Genomic DNA, 16,578 nt, shown 5'->3' with positions numbered 1-16,578 from the left:
TTTATTCGTTGAGTTTGGCGAGGATTTTGAAGACCACGGTAGCGAGGATGGTCAGCATGCCTATCCACATCGCGAACACGCCGGCATTCTTGTCGCGGAAGTTGAAGCCGATGGCCAGCAGGATCATCCCGGCAAGAATCGGGATCAGCATGGCGTGAAATGAAGACATCGAGATCATGAGCGACTGCCTTGTCGAAGGGGATATTTAAAGTCTAGCGGTTTTAACACATGTAGGAGCCGGCTTGCTGGCGATAGGATCAGCGCGGTGCGTCAGTTGCACCGCGTCGCCTGGATCGCCAGCAAGCCGGCTCCTACAAGGTTTTACGGGAGCTCTTGGCTGGCGTAGAACGCGCTCAGCACTTTCACCAGGTGCGCCAGATCATGACTGCCGCACAGCTCCCGGATCGAGTGCATGGCGAATGTCGGCAGGCCGATGTCCACGGTACGCACGCCCAGGTGGCTGGCGGTGATCGGGCCGATGGTCGAGCCGCAGCCCATGTCGCTGCGCACCACGAAGCTTTGCACCGGCACTTCTTCGGCCATGCACAGATGGCGGAAGAACCCGGCGGTTTCGCTGTTGGTGGCGTAACGCTGGTTGCTGTTGACCTTGATCACCGGGCCGGCGTTGAGTTTCGGGCCGTGGTTGGCGTCGTGCTTGTCGGCGTAGTTGGGGTGTACGCCGTGGGCATTGTCGGCCGAGACCAGCAGGGATTTCTGAATGGTGCGTACGAATTCATCACCTTCGGGCAACAAACGACGCAGCGTCTGCTCCAGCATCGGGCCGTCAGCGCCACAGGCCGAGCAGGAGCCGACTTCCTCGTGGTCATTGGCGACCAGTACGCAGGTTTCGTCGGTTTCAGCCGTCAGCAACGCTTGCAGGCCGGCGTAGCAGGACAGCAGGTTGTCGAGGCGCGCACCGGCGATGAAGTCGCCATGCAGGCCGATGACCGCAGCGCTCTGGGTATCGTAGAAGCTCAACTCGTAGTCGAGCACCACGTCGGCGTTCAGGCCATGCTCAAGAGCAAGTTGATTGGTGAGCACGGCGCGGAAGTCCACGCGCTCGTCACCGGCGAACTGCGCGAGGATCGGCGGCAATTCGGTCTGGGCGTTGATCGCCCAACCCATGTTGGCTTCACGATTGAGGTGAATGGCCAGGTTGGGAATGATCGCGATCGGTGTCTTGAAGTCGATCAACTGGCTCTCGACCTTGCCGTCGCGGCGGAAGGTCACGCGGCCCGCCAGGGACAGATCGCGGTCGAACCACGGAGCCAGCAGTGCACCGCCATACACTTCGACGCCCAACTGCCAGAAACCCTGGCGTTGCAGTTCCGGCTGGGGTTTGACTCGCAGGCACGGGCTGTCGGTATGGGCGCCGACCAGGCGGATACCGCCATGCAGGGGGGAGTGACGGCCCATTTTGACGGCGACAATCGAAGAGTCGTTACGGGTGACGTAGTAGCGGCCGTTGGCTTCGGTGGTCCAGGGCTCGCGTTCGTCGAGACGCTGATAACCCGCCGCTTCCAGGCGCTGAACAAGGCTGGCGGTGGCATGAAACGGGGTAGGGGAGGCCTTGAGGAAATCGATCAGGCCTTGGTTCAACTCTTCGCGCATAAGTAGCTCCAGACAGCAATGGCGCAAGTTTACCGTATTGGTTGGAGAATTGGCGGCGGGCTGCTGATGGAGTGGCCCCCCAATTGACTCGGAGTAGATCCTCTGTAGGAGCGAGCGGTGCGGCGATCCGACTTGCCCGCGAAAGCGGACTGTCAATCAAAGTTGATGTCGATTGACACTCCGCTTTCGCGGGCAAGTCGGATCGCCGCACCGCTCGCTCCTACAGATTCGGTTTTTTCTGATTAGAACGGTGCCGGGCACTCGAAACGCAGGCGTTCACCGGTCTGCGGATGAGTGAAGCTGAGCATGCTCGCGTGCAGGCACAGCCGTGGCCAGGCGGCCAGCGCCTGCTCGTGGGCATAGAGCCCGTCACCCAGCAGCGGGTGGCCGATGGAGAGCATGTGCACGCGCAACTGATGGGAACGGCCGGTGATCGGTGTCAGTTCAACCCGGCACCAGTCGCCGCATCGTTCCAGCACGCGCCAGAATGTCAGGGCGTTTTTGCCGAACTCGAAATCCACCACATGGCGCGGCTTGGTCGGCGGGTCGTAGCGCAGGGGCAGGTCGATGCTGCCGCTGTCCAGTTCCGGCTGACCCCAGCACAGTGCGGTGTAGGCCTTTTCGGTTTCACGGTCGTGAAATTGCCGAGACAATTCGCGATGGGTGTCCGGGTCACGGGCCAGCAGAATGATGCCGGAGGTTTCCCAGTCCAGGCGATGGACGATGCGGGCTTCGGGGTAGCCGTTTTCTTGCAGGCGGGTGATCAGGCAATCCTTGTTGTCATCGGCCCGGCCAGGGACGGAAAGCAACAGGGTCGGTTTATTCACCACCAGTACGGCGGCGTCCTGATGGATGATGTGGACGTTGGACAGCGGCATTAAACAGCCTCGTAACAAACGCCAACGGCGACTCAGGCTTTCAGGGCTCTTGTAGGAGCGAAGCTTGCTCGCGAAGGTGTGTCAGCAACGTTAATGTCGACTGACACACCTTCGCGAGCAAGCTTCGCTCCTACAAGGAGCTGCAAAAGCCTGAGCCGCCGTGGCTCCCGACGGGTCGACTCAGCGATCCGGCAGGGTGATATTGAGTTCCAGAATCGAGCAGCTACCCTGGTTTTCCAGGGCGACATGCACGTCATCGGACCCGATATTGACGTACTTGCGGATGACTTCGACCAGCTCTTTCTGCAAGGCTGGCAAGTAATCCGGCGTACTGCGTTGGCCGCGTTCATGCGCCACGATGATCTGTAGACGCTCTTTCGCTACCGAGGCGGTACTTGGCTTCTTGTTAGCACGAAAGAAGTCAAAAATGTTCATTACCGGCCTCCAAACAGACGCTCAAAGAATCCTTTCTTCGTCACATCGAGAAACCGATGCTCCACGGTTTTGCCCAGCAGGCGTTCGACCGCATCGCTGTACGCCTGACCGGCGTCGCTTTGATCGTCGAGAATCACCGGCACGCCGGAGTTGGACGCCTTGAGTACCGCTTGGGACTCAGGGATCACACCCAGCAGGGTCACAGCGAGAATTTCCTTGACGTCTTCAACGCCGAGCATCTCGCCATCGCTGACGCGTTGCGGGTTGTAACGGGTCAACAGCAAGTGTTCCTTGATCGGGTCTTCGCCGTTTTCGGCGCGACGCGATTTGCTGGCCAGCAGGCCCAGCATGCGGTCCGAGTCACGAACCGAGGAGACTTCCGGGTTGGTCACGACGATCGCTTCATCGGCGAAGTACATGGCCAGGTGAGCACCTTTCTCGATGCCGGCCGGGGAGTCGCAGACCACGAATTCGAAGTCTTCCTTCAACGCCATCAGGACTTTTTCCACGCCTTCGACAGTCAGCGCGTCTTTGTCGCGGGTCTGACTGGCGGCCAGTACGTAGAGGTTTTCCAGGCGTTTGTCTTTGATCAGGGCCTGTTGCAGGTTGGCTTCGCCGTTAACCACGTTGACGAAGTCATACACGACGCGACGCTCGCAACCCATGATCAGGTCGAGGTTACGCAAGCCGACGTCGAAGTCGACGATAACTGTTTTGTGACCGCGCAGTGCGAGGCCGGTACCGATAGCAGCACTGGTGGTGGTCTTACCCACACCACCCTTGCCGGATGTAACCACGAGAATCTTGGCCAAGGTGTTTCACCCCTAAGGAAAAAGGACATTTAGCCCCTGAAAAACATCTCTGGAAAAACGACTGCAGTCGGACAGCTTGGCTGGAATCCGGTCCTGAACCGCGCTTACCCCCGGTAAACACTGCTTTAGGCCTTTTTCCTACTTCGTTTGAGCCGTTTTCGCTACGTTTTAGAGATGCTTGGAAAATGCGGCAGTATCCGTTAAAGCCGAATGATGTTCAACACATCGCCCGACAGGCTGACCTGTACACCCGCGCCCCACAAAGGGTCGCGACGCAGATCTTCCGAAACCTTGTAGTGGCCGGCGATGGAGACCAGTTCAGCGCTCATTTGCTGACAGAAAATCCTGGCTTTCGTGTCGCCTTTGACCCCGGCCAATACACGACCGCGCATCGGCCCGTATACATGGATGTTGCCGTCGGCGAGAAGTTCCGCCCCCGGGCTGACCGAGGAGATCACGACGAGGTCGCAACCCTGGGCATAAATCTGCTGGCCGCCGCGTACCGGTGAGGTGATGATTTTCGTCGGTTTTATCGTCGGTTCAGCGGGTTTTTCCGGTTTCTTCGCCACGGTGCCTTCAAGCGGGTCCAGCGGACGCTCGCGGGCGCCGGACGGCGGCAGCACCGGCAGGTCGACCGCGATGGCGGCGGCGATGTCTTCGATGCGACTGGCACGGATCGCCAGGGTGCGCAGGCCGTGCTGGCGGCAGACGCGCATCAAGCCTGGCAGATCGACCGCACCTTCGCTGGCCGGAAGCTTGTCCAGCGCCAGTACCAGCGGCGCGTTGCTGAAGAAGCCGGGCGCCTGGGCGACCTTGGCGGCCAATTGCCGATCAAGGCTTTCGAGGTCGTTGCGGGCCAGCTCCAGCACGGTAATGGCGAGCATGCTGCCCTTCAACTGGAACACGGGATCCTGGTCTTGCGGTTCGATTTGGCTCATGGTCGGCATACAACGGCTTGTCACTAAAAGTGCCGAGACTTATAACGAGAACGCTCGCGAGCCGCAAGCCGGGTCGAACGATGTAGAATGCGCGGCCATTGTCTTTCCGGAACCTTTAATGGATCGCCCGCGTTTTCAAAAAACATTTCTGATGCCGCGTTTCTGGCCGCTGTGGTGCGGCTTGGGGCTGTTGTGGCTGATCGTTCAGTTGCCTTACCCGGCGCTGCTGTTTATTGGTCGTGCCCTCGGTGCATTGATGTATCGCGCGGCGGGCGACCGACGGCGCATTGCCAAGCGCAACCTGGAGCTGTGCTTCCCGGAAAAATCCGCTGCCGAGCGCAAGCGCCTGCTCAAGGAAAACTTTGCCTCCACCGGCATCGCATTCTTTGAAATGGCCATGAGCTGGTGGTGGTCGCGGGAGCGCCTGGCCAGGTTGGCGCATGTCGAAGGGCTGGAGCACCTGAAAAAGGCCCAGCGCGAAGGCAAAGGCGTGATTCTGATGGCCGTGCATTTCACCACGCTGGAAATCGGCGCGGCGCTGCTCGGCCAGCAACACACCATCGACGGCATGTACCGCGAGCACAAGAACCCGCTGTTCGATTACATCCAGCGCAATGGTCGTGAGCGACACAACCTCGACTCGCTGGCCGTGGAGCGTGAAGACGTGCGGGGCATGCTCAAACTGCTGCGGGCCGGCCGGGCGATCTGGTACGCACCGGATCAGGACTACGGCGCCAAGCAAAGTATCTTCGTGCCGCTGTTCGGGATTCAGGCCGCGACCGTCACTGCCACCAGCAAGTTTGCGCGGCTGGGCAAGGCGCTGGTGGTGCCGTTCACGCAAGAGCGTCTGGCGGACGGCAGCGGTTATCGCTTGGTGATCCATGCGCCGCTCGAAGGTTTCCCCGGCGAGACCGAAGAGGCCGATTGCCTGCGGATCAACCAATGGATCGAAGGCGTCTTGCGCGACTGCCCGGAGCAATACCTCTGGGCCCATCGCCGCTTCAAGAGTCGTCCGCCGGGCGAACCCAAGTTGTACGCAAAACGCGGCTGAATCCCCAATCCCTGTAGGAGCGAGCCTGCTCGCGAAAAACCCGAGAGCGTCGCGGAGTGTCAGGCAGCCAACGTCATCGTTGACGACCATCGCCGACAAGCCGGTCTCGCTCCTGCAGGGAAATGGAAAATTCCAACTAGCACCATGGAGAGTTGTGCATGAGTCCAGGCGAACCGGTTACAGGGTTGATTCTTTCCGGCGGCGGGGCTCGGGCGGCCTATCAGGTCGGCGTGCTGGCAGCGATTGCCGAATTGCTGCCGGTGGGGGCAAACAATCCGTTCCCGGTGATCGTCGGCACCTCGGCCGGGGCGATCAATGCGGTCAGCCTCGCCAGTGGGGCGATGGATTTTCGCAATGCCATCGAACGCCTGACCGCTTTCTGGCAAGGGTTCCGTAGCCATCTGGTTTTGCGCAGCGACTGGCCGGGCGTGATCCGTCAGGCCAGCCGGTTTGTCAGCCACAGTCTGCTCGGCATCGGCGCTCAGGTGCCGGTGGCCCTGCTCAACAGCTCGCCGCTGCGCCGGTTGCTCAACGACAAATTGCACATGACGGGCATCGCCGAAGCCATCGCACAGAAGCAGTTGAAGGCCGTGGCGGTCACCGCGTTCGGTTACGAATCGGGTCAGGCAGTCACCTTCTATCAGGGCGGCGGCACCATCGACGCCTGGTTGCGCCATCGGCGCATCGGCGTTCCTGCGCAGTTGACCGTCGAGCACCTGCTCGCCAGCTCCGCCATCCCGCTGCTGTTCGCCCCGGTAAAAATCGGCGAGGAATATTTCGGTGACGGCGCGGTGCGCCAATCGGCACCGATCAGCCCGGCCTTGCACCTGGGCGCCAGCCGCGTGCTGGTGGTGGGCGTCAGCGGCAACCCGCGCGGGATCGACCCGGAGCGACCGCTGCAACGGGCCTACACCGGGCAGCAGCCGACGCTCGCGCAGATCGGTGGGCACATGCTCAACAGTACGTTCATTGACAGCCTGGAAAGTGACATCGAACTGCTGCAGCGCTTGAATCAGTTCAGCCATCTGATGCCCGCCGGCACGCCGACCCGCACGCTCGGCGTAGCGCCGGTGGAGGTGCTGGTGATTTCGCCGAGCCAGCCGATTGATGAGATCGCTGCGCGACATCGCCAGGAACTGCCGGCAGCGCTGCGTCTGTTTTTGCGCGGGCCGGGTGCGACCAAGACCAGTGGGGCGGGGGTGTTGAGTTATCTGCTGTTCGAGGCGGGGTATTGCAGCGAGTTGATAGATCTGGGGCGGCGGGATGCGTTGGCCAAGCGCGAAGAGCTGTGTCGGTTTCTCGGGCTTTCGGTGCCGGAACCCGCTTGAACTGTCATTTGTGACAGTAGACGTACACTTGCTACTTTGATCAGATTAAAACCCTCAGGCAGAGGGTTCGAACATGGCGGCCGCGCAATGGATTGATGCTCACACACCGAGTCTGGCGGTGGTGGATGCGCGCGGGTTGGTTGTGCGAAATGTCGCCTATTGCCGTCATCCGTTGAACCCGTCCGTTGATACCCGCATTACCCGTAACCACTTCGATCCTGCCGGACGGCTTTTTGCGTCCTGGGACCCACGCTTGTGGGGAACGGCGCCGAAACCCAATCTTGAAAACACCTTTGATCTGCAAGGCCGGGCTCTGCTGGTGGACAGTGTCGATGCCGGGTGGCAGCTCAGCTTAATGAATCGGGCGGATGCGGCCTGCTCGTTCTGGGACGGTCGCGGCGGTCAGCGTCACAGCGAATTTGATGAGCTCCAGCGCCCGACAGCCGTTACGGAGCAAATGGCGCACGAGTTGCCGCGTGTTTCCGAGCGCTTTACGTATGGCGATGCCCGTGACGAGCGGGCGGCCCATAACCAGTGTGGTCAACCGATCCGCCATGACCATCCGGCCGGCAGGCGCAGCTTCTGTGACTATGGCGTGGGTGGATCGCTGCTGGCGGAGCAAACGCGTTTCCTGCGCGATCTGGAGCTGCCGGACTGGTCATCTGAATTCGCCGAGGCGGAACTGGAAGACGAGGTGTTCGAGACGACGTGGCAGTACGGCCCTGTAGGAGAAATGCATTGTCAGACTGACGCCATGGATAACGTCAGATCGTTCGCTTACGACCGGGCCGGTCAGCTACGTGAAACCCGATTGAAGCTGGCCGCTTCTTTAGAAGATCCCCGTTTGCTGGTCAGTGAAATCCGCTACGACGCCTTCGGCCGGGGCGTCAGCGAACGGGCTGGCAATGGCGTTACCACCATTGCACGGTATGCAGGTGAAGACGGGCGCCTCCTGCAATTGCAGTCCTGCGATGTCGATGGCAAGCCGCTTCAGAATTTTAGCTACGGTTACGATCCCGTCGGCAATATCACCTTCATCGAAGACCTGGCTCAACTGACGCGTTATTTCAATAATCAGCGGATCGATCCGGTCTGTCGCTATGGCTACGACAGCCTTTACCAACTGACCGAAGCCATTGGCAGCGAAGTCAGTCAACCCAGTTACGGCCCGGCTTTGCCAACCTGGCAAACCACGCCGCTGGACCCCAACCAGTTGCGCAATTACACCCAGACTTTCAATTACGACGCCGCCGGTAATTTGCAAACCCGCCATCACAGCGGTGCAGAAACTTTTGAGATGTTTACGGCTACGGGCAGCAATCGCAGCGCAGCGGATAAAGGCAACTTGGTTGACGGCTTCGATGCCAACGGCAATCAGTTGGAGTTACTGCGTGGGCAAAAGATGAGTTGGGATGTACGGAACCAGCTCAGCAGCGTAACGATGGTCAAGCGCGACGACGGTCCTGACGATACTGAATGTTACTGCTACGACAGTCCCGGACATCGCTTGCGAAAAGTCCGACTGACTCTGGCTGCGCATCGCACATTGCGTTCTGAAACGCGCTACTTGCCGGGTTTGGAAATCCATCGTGACAAGGCCACTGGAGAAGAGCGGCATGTGGTCAGTGTTGAGGCCGGGCGCGGTCAGGTCCGCGCCTTGCACTGGGTCGATGGATTGCCTCGTGATGTTCGTAACGATCAACTGCGTTTTTGCCTGAGCAATCATCTGAATTCCAGCACTCTGGAGTTGGATGAGCAGGGCAGAGTTCTGAGTCGGGAGGTTTATTACGCGTTTGGTGGGACGGCGTTGTGGGCGGGTGTCAGCGAGATCGAAGCCAGGTACAAAACGATTCGTTATTCGGGTAAAGAACGGGATGCGGCGGGGCTTTATTATTATGGGTATCGGTATTACGCGCCTTGGTTGCAAAGGTGGGTGAGTCCGGATCCTTTGGGGCGGATAAATGGCCTGAATATTTATAATTTTGTTGGCGGGAGACCCGTTTTAAATGTTGATATTGACGGTAGATATGACTGGGAAGGCGACTCTATAGAACATGATGTATTGAAAGGTGGGGATCATATATTGGCGAGGGGATTGAAGGAGTTTTCAGGTGTGGAGCAATCTATTGTGTTGGAGGGCCTGAAAGAATCTATCGAAATAATCAATGATGCAATTGCGATGCTGAAGGAGTACCCGCAGGCAAGCGAGTCAATACAAAGTGCTTTTTTGGGGCCGGCGTATGAAGAGGTTGTTGGGAACGTTGTGAAGGGGTGGGGGCGAACCAGGAATATGTTGGCTAATTATCAGGCCGAGAGTGGGCAGAGTCGGTTCGTGAAAATAAAAGCCCCAGACGGGGTAAGTATTGTTGGGTATATAATGGAAGCCGATACCGTAGGTCGTATGTTTTTAAATGAAAATAATATAGAAGCTGGGGTGACGATAAATACAACTATTTTGCATGAGGCGTCACATCTACCTAAAAAAGTTGAAGGAATGCCGGGGAAAGGAGCCTCTACTGTTGATTATTGGTCATTTCCACTGCTGCTTGATAATGGTTTTTCTGCGAATACTTCGCTTGTAAGAAAAACGTTAGATGAGGTTATGGAGGCTTCTCGTCAGGTGATGAGGGGCGAGTCGCCAGATTTCTTTAGTGTAGGGTTTATAAAGGATCGAAAATTTTTTACTGAAACTATAAGTGAGGGTTCGGAAAATTCCGTGATGGATTTCCGCGCCGCGCTTGATGAGTTTAATGGTAGTGCAGATGTTCGAGGTGTAATGGGCAGTAATAATGCAGATACTTCGACATATTTGGCGTATGCCTTGCATGTGGAATACCAAAAGAGGCTAAATCACTAGCCTCTTTCCGGGTGTCCAGAATATGCTCTGGACACGGAGGGTGGTAATTAGAAGTGGAACTTCACCAAAAAGCTCGTAGTACTCTGATCAGTCTTGAAGTACTGGCTATCCTTAATCCCGTACTTGTCCGACCAATAGTCATACTCCACACCCACATACAACTGCTTCTCGCCAAAATTCAGCGCTTTACCCAAGTCATATTTAACCTGCGGGTTGAAGTGCAGGTTGGCGTGGTAGTCGCCTTTGGAGTTGGAGTCGTTGTCGACTACCCAGTCCATGAAACCATCGATCAGGATGCTCGAATCGCCGACCGGGATGGTGTAGGACCACACTGGCGTGATCTGCCAGACGTTGTCGCCCGCACGGCTGCCTTCGGTATGACGCTGGTAGAAGTTCAGCTGGAAGTAGTCGAAACCGGGAATCGCCAGGTCGAAACCCGGGCCGATCAGGTAGGACTCGGTATCGCCTTCACCAAACTCGTACGTCATCGCCAGCAACACGTCTTTGACCGGGCCGAATCCGATTTTCTGGTCGAGGACTTTGCCCAGGGAAATACGTGGGCTGAACTCACCATAATAGGTGTTCGGGCCGACGTTGAAATCCTTTTCGCCGTTGTAGAAGATCTTGTCGACGAAGAAGAAGTTATCCCCATATTTCCAGCCATCGGCGTGTTCGAAGGTCACGGTCTGCTGAATGCGCGGGTTGACCTGGAAGTCTTTGCCATAGAGGTAGGTCAGGCTGTTGTTCTGCCATTGCAGCAAGTCGCTGGCCATGGCCTGGCCCCCGGCCAGCAAGGATCCCGCCAGCATCAGGCTAGTGCACGTACGTTTCATTCGGTTGCTCCCAAAAAGTAGGTGTTTCACGTTGTTTTTTTAAGGTCGGCGCTCTGGTGTGGCGCCTTTTTCCGTAGCGGTAAAAAATCATCCAATCGGTCAGCTTCAGTGCTGTTAGCAAGAGCTGCGCCAAGGCTTTCGAAAAGCAAAAAAACTCCCGTTCGGCGGCTCAAGAGCCGTCGATTGAGAGGGGGGGTGGAATGCCTTGATACCGTCCAGGGCCGGGATAAGTTGGCTTTCTGGTCAGGAATTAAATCCGGGCTTTTTTTTAAAGCGGATTCAGGCGGCCGCGGAGAATACTGACTCCAGGGCCTGGTCTCAAGTGCCCCGCAACAGCGCACCGACGACAGGTTTTGGGCACCGTTGCGGGTCATCTTAAAAGTGCACCTTCACCAGCAGGCTGGTGGTGTTTTCATTGGTGTCGAGGCGGGCGTTGTTTTCCACGCCGTACTTGTCTTTCCAGTAGCTGTACTCGACGCCGACATACACCTGTTTCTCCCGCCAGCCCAGGGCCTTGCCCAGGTCGTATTTGATCTGCGGGTTGAAATGCAGGTTGGCGTGATAGGTGCCGCGCGCGTTCTGGTCGTTGTCCACGACCCAGTCGAGGTAGCCGTCAATCAACAGGTTCGAATTGCCCAGCGGGACGGTGTAGGACCAGGCCGGTGTGATCTGCCAGACATCATCGCCGGGGCGCGAGCCTTCGGTCTGGCGATAGTAGAAATTCAAGGTGAAAAAGTTGAAGCCCGGTACTGCAAGGTCGAAGCCGGGGCCGATCAGGTAGGCTTCGGTGTCGTCTTCGCCATTCTCGTAGGTCATGGCCAGCAACACGTCCTTGATCGGGCCGAATTCGAAGCGGCGGTCGAGGATTTTGCCGAAGGAGAGGCGTGGGCTGAATTCGCCGTAATAGGCGTGAACGCCTTTGTTCCGGTCTTTCTCGCCGTTGTAGTAAGTGCTGTCGACGAACAGGAAGTTGTCGCCGTACTTCCAGCGGTCGGCGTGTTCGAAGGTGATCGTCTGCTGAATCGACGGGTTGATCGCGAAATCCTTGCCGTACAGATAGCTCAGGCTGTTGGTCTGCCACAGCAGTAAATCGCCGGCCATGGCTTGGCTGGCAGCCAGAAGACCGCTGCCTAACAGCAGGTTTGTCTGTGTCCGAATCATCTGTTGCTCCCTCTTGTTTTTATTTTCAAGGCGCAGGTGTCCCACCCCTGTAGGAGCCGGCTTGCTGGCGATGAGGTCAGAACATCCAACATTGATGTCGTCTGACCCACCGCTTCGCCAGCAAGCCGGCTCCTACAGGGTTTGCGTTCTGTCTTAGTGCGAGTGGGCGTGGCAGTCGTTGATCGCGGCGCGTTCCTTGCCGCCGAGGATGTTGAACAGCAGGTTCAGCGCCAAAGCACTCAACGTCGCCATGGCGATGCCGCTGTGGGTGATCGGGCTCATCCACAATGGCAGGTGGGCGAAGAACTCCGGACGTACTACTGGAATCAGGCCCATGCCGATGCTCACCGCCACCAGCAATTGGTTGCGACGGTCACCGATGTCGGCTTCCTGGAGAATCTTGATCCCGGTGGCGGCGACCATGCCGAACATCGCAATCGCTGCGCCGCCAAGCACGGCGGGCGGAATCGAGGCGACCAGGAACGCGGCTTTCGGCAGCAGGCTCAATACGATCAGCAACCCGCCGGCAACGATGGTCACCGAGCGGCAGCGCACGCCGGTCATCTGCACCAGACCGATGTTCTGCGCGAAAGAGGAGTGGGTGAAGGTGTTGAAGAAACCGGCGAAGAACGACGCGCCGGCATCGCACAGCAAGCCGCGACGCAGCATGCGCGGGCAGACTTCCTGGCCGGTGATTTTGCCCAGCGCGAGGAACATCCCGGTGGACTCGACGAAGATGATCACCACCACCAGGCACATCGACAGAATCGGCGCGAGTTCAAACTTCGGCATGCCGAAGTGCAGCGGGGTGACGAATTGCAGCCAAGGCGCCTGGGCCATTCCGCTGAGGTCGACCATGCCGATCAACCCGCAGATCACGTAACCGAGGCACATGCCGATCAGCACGGAAATGTTGACCCAGAAACCGCGCATGAAACGATGGACCAACAGAATGGTTGCCAGCACCAGTGCGGCGATGGCCAGGTAAATCGGTGAACCGAATTGAGCGGCGCCGGCACCACCGCCCGCCCAATTGACGGCGACGGGGAACAGCGACAAACCGATCGAGGTGATGACTGTGCCGGTCACCAGCGGCGGGAAGAACCGAACGACTTTGGACATGAACGGTGCGATGAGCATGCCGAAGAACCCGGCGGCGATGGTCGCGCCGAAGATTCCTTGCAGGCCGATACCGGGCATGCCGGCCATGGCGACCATGCTGCCGACGGCGGCGAAGCTGGCGCCCATCATCACTGGCATGCGAATGCCCATCGGGCCGATGCCCAGCGACTGGACGATGGTGGCGATGCCGGCCACCAGCAGGTCGGCGTTGATCAGGAAGGCGATTTCTTCACGACTCAGGCCAGCGGCCTGTCCGATGATCAGCGGCACCGCGATGGCTCCGCCGTACATCAGCAAAACATGTTGCAGACCGACCAGGATCAGTTGCAAAAGGGGCAAACGCTGAATGGCGGGTGCGTCGGGGATGCGCGCTTGGGATAGCTCGGACATGCAACACCTCGGATCTTTTTTATTCTTGTGATTTTGTGCATCAGGGGAGACCGCGGCGCGGCCATTCGCGGGCAAGCCTCGCTCCTACAGGTTTTGTGCCGTTTGCATCATTTGTGAACGACACAAAACCTGTAGGAGCGAAGCTTGCTCGCGAAGCTTTTAGCGATTAATTGGTCGGAGCTCCCTGAACAATCCACGCGCCGATCAGGTCACGTTCCTGCTGGGTCATCTGGGTGATGTTGCCCAGTGGCATGATCTGGCTGGTGACGGCTTGAGCCTGGATGCGCGCCGCGTTCTGGCGGATCTGCTCGGGGGTATCGAACATCACGCCGGCCGGCGCTGCGCTGAACAACGGGCTGGTCGGCTTGGCCGAGTGGCACACCGCGCAACGTTCCTGGATCACGCTGTGCACTTTGTCGAACCCCGGGCCGGCGTTTGCCGCCTGGACCGGTGCTTCAGCCGGTTTCGGTGCGGCAGGTTTGGCACCACCACCGAGGGCGGTTTCCGGCAGCGGCTGGTACTCGATGGTGCCAGGTGCCTTGGCCACTTCAGGTGCGCTTGGCATCTGCGCCGGGCCAGTCACGTAAGCCAGGCAGATCATGCCCACGGCTGCGACGGGCAGGGTCCAGGCAAACTTGTGGCTGTCATGACGGGTGTTGAAGTAGTGACGCACCAACACCGCCAACACTGCGATCCCGGCCAGGATCAGCCAGTTGTACTGGCTGCCATAAGTGCTCGGGAAGTGGTTGCTGATCATGATGAACAGCACCGGCAAGGTGAAGTAGTTGTTGTGACGCGAACGCAGCAGGCCTTTGGCCGGCAGTGCCGGATCGGGTGTGCGGTTCTCGGCAATCGCCGCTACCAGTGCGCGCTGTGCCGGCATGATGATGCGGAACACGTTGCCGACCATGATGGTGCCGATGATCGCGCCGACGTGCAGGTACGCACCACGACCGCTGAACACTTTGCTGAAGCCGTAAGCGGCGCCAATGATCAGCACGAACAGGATGAAGCCGAGCAGGGCAGGGCGTTTGCCCAGGGCCGAGTCGCAGAGGAAGGAGTAGACGAACCAGCCAACGAACAAAGAAGCGATGCCCAGGGCAACACCTTCAGGGCCGGTCAGGCTGCTGCCCGGTGCCAGCAAGTACAGCGTCGGGTTGGAGTAGAACACCACGCACAGCAGCGCGATCCCCGACATCCAGGTGAAGTAGGCTTCCCATTTGAACCAGTGCAGGTTGTCCGGCATGGTCGGTGGAGCCAGTTTGTATTTTTCCAGGTGATAGATACCGCCGCCGTGGATCGCCCACAAATCGCCGGCCAGACCACTTTTCGGGTTGACCCGATTGAGGTTGTTTTCCAGCCAGACGAAATAGAACGACGCACCGATCCAGGCCACGCCAGTAATCATGTGAACCCAGCGCACGCTCAGGTTCAGCCATTCCAACAGATGTGCTTCCACAGTCTTTACCTCTCGCCTGTCACTCTGTTGTCGAGTGATCAGACCTTCTCTTATTGGTGGGGGGCGAGGATCAAACGCTCATCCTCTTTGAAAAAATGCTCATCGCAGTTATTGCCTGTGCCACTGCGATCAACCACCAGGAAGTCATCCCGCTTTTCGATCGTCAGCACCGGGTGGTGCCAGACGCCGCGATGGTAATTAATGCCCTGCCTGCCGTTGGTGACGAAGGCGCGGACCAAGCCTGATACAGGTTCATCGCCAAGTGGCGCGACCACGATCAGAAAGGGGTTGCCGAGCAGCGGAATGAAAGCCTGGCTGCCCAGCGGGTGACGCTCCAGCATGCTGACGGTCAGCGGCATGTCCTGCGCGTCGGCGCGGAAAATGCTGATGATCGCGTTGTCTTCTGGCGTGGCGGTTTCCACCGTCGCCAGTTTATGAAAGCGCATGGTCGAACCGTTGTTGATCATGAAGTGATCGCTGCCGTCGGTTTCGATCACGTCACCGAAAGGGGCGAAGGCTTCTTTGGTCAGCGGTTCAATCGTCAGTGTGCGCATGCTGGTCTTCTTATCCAAAATTTGTGTTGTTTGATCTGGCGTCTTCGCGGGCAAGCCTCGCTCCTACGGTCGGTGATACCCGTAGGAGCGAGGCTTGCCCGCGAATGGCGCGCCGCTTATTTAGCGACCTTGCCCAGGACACGCAGGCGGCTCACACCGCCATCCGGGAACACGTTCAGGCGGATGTGGGTGATCGGGCCCAGCGCCTTGATCTGCTCGGCGAAGGTGTGTTCGGCGTGCATTTCCAGTTTCTGCGCCGGCAACAGTTCGCGCCAGAACAGCGATTGGGTTTCGATCTGGCTGTCGGTGCCGCCCTTCACAAAGGCGCCCTGGATCGAGCAAGTGTCCGGGTAGTTGCCCTTGAAGTGCAAAGTGTCGACGACGACTTTTTCGATCTCGCCGGCATGACCCAGCGCGACGATGACCCAGTCATTGCCCGGCGTGCGACGACGTGCAGTTTCCCAGCCGTCGCCCATGTTGATGCCACGGCCTGGGTTGAGGATGTTGCTCATGCGGCCGAAGTGTTCGTCGGAGCAGGCGAGGGCGCGGCCACCGTTCAGGGCGGCGGCCAGGTCCACTTGTTCGTTGTCGCCGACAGCGGACCAGTCGCGGAACGGAATGCCGTAGACACGCAGACGGGCCACGCCACCATCCGGGTAGATGTTGAAGCGCAGGTGGCTGAAGGCCTGGTCGTTACTGATTTCGTGGTAGTGGTGGCTGTTGCCTTGCAGCTCGACGGCCGACAGCACTTCAGTCCACTGGGTGTTGTCGTCCGGTTCGCCAGACGCGAGGAAGCAGGCTTCCAGCGAAGCCGACGGCGGGAAGTTGCCGGTGAAGAATGAAGTGTCGATGTCTACGCCTTTGATCGAACCTGGCACGCCCAGGCGGATGACCGCGCTGTCGTAGCCTTCGAAGCGTTTGCGACGCGATTCCCAGCCGTCCATCCACTTGCCGTTGTCATCGAACACGCCCTCCTTCCACACGGCCGGGGTCGGTTGGAACAGACGGTTGGCGTCTGCGAACCAGTCATCGGTGACCGAAATGATTTTGGTGCCCAGGCGGGCGTCGGCCAGGTTGACGAACTTCTCGAAAGGTACGGCGTAAGCTTTCATTCTTCTTGTCTGCCTTTAATAAGTTGGCTTGGGATGC

The 16,578-nt window shown here is 58.6% G+C and carries 15 protein-coding genes; 3 read left to right on the top strand and 12 right to left on the bottom strand.

Translation table 11 applies throughout. The annotated features are described in order from the left end of the window. Nucleotide 1: 1 nt before the first annotated feature. The 6 genes from ACM6IO_RS01015 to minC all read right to left on the bottom strand — a co-directional run bounded on the left by ACM6IO_RS01015 (nucleotide 2) and on the right by minC (nucleotide 4,674). Entirely contained in the window at nucleotides 2–169 is a 168-nt protein-coding gene (locus ACM6IO_RS01015; protein ID WP_162130712.1) for a hypothetical protein, read from the bottom strand. Nucleotides 170–321: 152 nt separating this feature from the next. Beyond that, nucleotides 322–1,611 carry a M18 family aminopeptidase gene (locus ACM6IO_RS01010; protein ID WP_008040545.1) on the bottom strand — a complete coding sequence of 430 codons (1,290 nt, stop codon included), beginning with the start codon at nucleotides 1,609–1,611 and terminating at the stop codon, nucleotides 322–324. 242 nt (nucleotides 1,612–1,853) lie between these two features. Continuing rightward, nucleotides 1,854–2,489 (bottom strand): RluA family pseudouridine synthase, encoded by a 636-nt coding sequence (locus ACM6IO_RS01005; protein ID WP_008031443.1) that lies wholly within the window; start codon nucleotides 2,487–2,489, stop codon nucleotides 1,854–1,856. A gap of 180 nt (nucleotides 2,490–2,669) precedes the next feature. Then, nucleotides 2,670–2,924: a cell division topological specificity factor MinE gene (gene minE / locus ACM6IO_RS01000; protein ID WP_007944431.1), complete on the bottom strand. Its 255-nt coding sequence runs from the start codon at nucleotides 2,922–2,924 to the stop codon at nucleotides 2,670–2,672. After that, on the bottom strand, nucleotides 2,924–3,736 hold the full coding sequence (gene minD / locus ACM6IO_RS00995) for a septum site-determining protein MinD (RefSeq protein ID WP_008040547.1): 813 nt from the start codon (nucleotides 3,734–3,736) through the stop codon (nucleotides 2,924–2,926). The genes minE and minD overlap by 1 nt, the downstream gene beginning before the upstream one ends. Nucleotides 3,737–3,936: 200 nt before the next feature. Next, complete coding sequence (minC, locus tag ACM6IO_RS00990) at nucleotides 3,937–4,674, bottom strand: septum site-determining protein MinC (RefSeq protein ID WP_032828916.1); 738 nt, start codon at nucleotides 4,672–4,674, stop codon at nucleotides 3,937–3,939. A 118-nt stretch (nucleotides 4,675–4,792) separates the two neighbouring features. Here minC and ACM6IO_RS00985 point away from each other — a divergent pair, with 118 nt between their 5' ends. From ACM6IO_RS00985 to ACM6IO_RS00975, 3 genes are all read left to right on the top strand, one after another. After that, a complete protein-coding gene (locus ACM6IO_RS00985) occupies nucleotides 4,793–5,725 on the top strand; it encodes a lipid A biosynthesis lauroyl acyltransferase (RefSeq protein ID WP_008031451.1) in 933 nt (310 codons plus the stop codon). A 158-nt stretch (nucleotides 5,726–5,883) separates the two neighbouring features. After that, nucleotides 5,884–7,053, top strand: a complete 1,170-nt coding sequence (locus tag ACM6IO_RS00980) for a patatin-like phospholipase family protein (protein ID WP_414910742.1) — start codon at nucleotides 5,884–5,886, stop codon at nucleotides 7,051–7,053. A gap of 73 nt (nucleotides 7,054–7,126) precedes the next feature. Beyond that, complete coding sequence (locus ACM6IO_RS00975; protein ID WP_414910741.1) at nucleotides 7,127–9,910, top strand: RHS repeat domain-containing protein; 2,784 nt, start codon at nucleotides 7,127–7,129, stop codon at nucleotides 9,908–9,910. Between the two features lie 47 nt (nucleotides 9,911–9,957). Here ACM6IO_RS00975 and ACM6IO_RS00970 read toward each other — a convergent pair whose 3' ends face one another. The 6 genes from ACM6IO_RS00970 to alc all read right to left on the bottom strand — a co-directional run bounded on the left by ACM6IO_RS00970 (nucleotide 9,958) and on the right by alc (nucleotide 16,541). Further along, nucleotides 9,958–10,743, bottom strand: coding sequence for an outer membrane protein OmpK (locus ACM6IO_RS00970; RefSeq protein WP_192227308.1), 786 nt, complete (start codon nucleotides 10,741–10,743; stop codon nucleotides 9,958–9,960). Between the two features lie 375 nt (nucleotides 10,744–11,118). Then, on the bottom strand, nucleotides 11,119–11,904 hold the full coding sequence (locus tag ACM6IO_RS00965; RefSeq protein WP_008040551.1) for an outer membrane protein OmpK: 786 nt from the start codon (nucleotides 11,902–11,904) through the stop codon (nucleotides 11,119–11,121). 153 nt (nucleotides 11,905–12,057) lie between these two features. Continuing rightward, nucleotides 12,058–13,416: a nucleobase:cation symporter-2 family protein gene (locus ACM6IO_RS00960; protein WP_192227309.1), complete on the bottom strand. Its 1,359-nt coding sequence runs from the start codon at nucleotides 13,414–13,416 to the stop codon at nucleotides 12,058–12,060. 166 nt (nucleotides 13,417–13,582) lie between these two features. Continuing rightward, nucleotides 13,583–14,875 (bottom strand): urate hydroxylase PuuD, encoded by a 1,293-nt coding sequence (locus ACM6IO_RS00955; protein ID WP_192227310.1) that lies wholly within the window; start codon nucleotides 14,873–14,875, stop codon nucleotides 13,583–13,585. A 50-nt stretch (nucleotides 14,876–14,925) separates the two neighbouring features. Then, on the bottom strand, nucleotides 14,926–15,429 hold the full coding sequence (locus ACM6IO_RS00950; RefSeq protein WP_007960046.1) for an ureidoglycolate lyase: 504 nt from the start codon (nucleotides 15,427–15,429) through the stop codon (nucleotides 14,926–14,928). Between the two features lie 116 nt (nucleotides 15,430–15,545). Then, nucleotides 15,546–16,541: an allantoicase gene (gene alc / locus ACM6IO_RS00945; RefSeq protein ID WP_008031459.1), complete on the bottom strand. Its 996-nt coding sequence runs from the start codon at nucleotides 16,539–16,541 to the stop codon at nucleotides 15,546–15,548. Nucleotides 16,542–16,578 lie beyond the last annotated feature (37 nt).

Origin of the sequence: Pseudomonas sp. IT-P44 (assembly GCF_949768225.1) — a bacterium.
Taxonomy (GTDB): domain Bacteria; phylum Pseudomonadota; class Gammaproteobacteria; order Pseudomonadales; family Pseudomonadaceae; genus Aquipseudomonas; species Aquipseudomonas migulae.
This window is presented reverse-complemented; position numbering and strand designations above follow the sequence as displayed.